Raw genomic sequence first — 647 nt, 5'->3', positions numbered from 1 at the left:
GTATCGGAAAGCTGCCACGAAAGGCAGTGGAGACGCCGCGGCCGCCTTGGCGCAACACAGTCTGACAGGCAAACTGATCGGACGAGACCCGCTCCAAGCCATGCGCCACACCCGTTTTGCTGCAGACCGCCGCCATCCGGAAGCTTTGCGCATTATGGGCGACCTCTACCGCTACGGACTCGGCGTCAAAGCCGACCCGCACGCAGCGCACGACTATTACCACCGTGCCGCGACACTCGGCAGCGCCACCGCCATCCAAAAGCTGCTCAGTGATGCCGCGCTGCATAATCCCCAGCAGTATGAACAAATCAGGGAAGCTGCCCTACTCTTCCAAAAAACGGAACAAACCTTCCGCGATGCCGAAGCATGTCATTACGGCATAGGAACAGCGGTGGATTACGACCGCGCCAGAAAACTGTATTTAGAAGCCGCCGAATTCCATCACAAAAATGCCGCCGCCACATTGGGCAAATTGTATTATTACGGACAAGGCGTTGAGGTCGATTTCCAATCTGCCGCCCATTGGTTTGAAATCGCGGCGGAACAAGGCCATACCGAAGCTCAATACTATTTGGCACGACTCTATTACCACGGGCAAGGCGTCTCCAGCCACATCCCTACCGCCTGTCGTTGGTTGCAGGCTGCCA

1 protein-coding gene is annotated in these 647 nt (G+C 56.9%); it reads left to right on the top strand.

Going from position 1 to position 647, the window contains the following annotated elements; genetic code table 11:
* Positions 1-647: tetratricopeptide repeat protein (locus ACTHUR_RS15100; RefSeq protein ID WP_440399431.1), on the top strand; the 647-nt coding region annotated here is incomplete at both ends.

The organism is Neisseria sp. P0021.S007, from assembly GCF_051956855.1.
The sequence above is the reverse complement of the archived record's forward strand: the minus strand, read 5'-3'. Positions and strand labels throughout refer to the sequence as shown.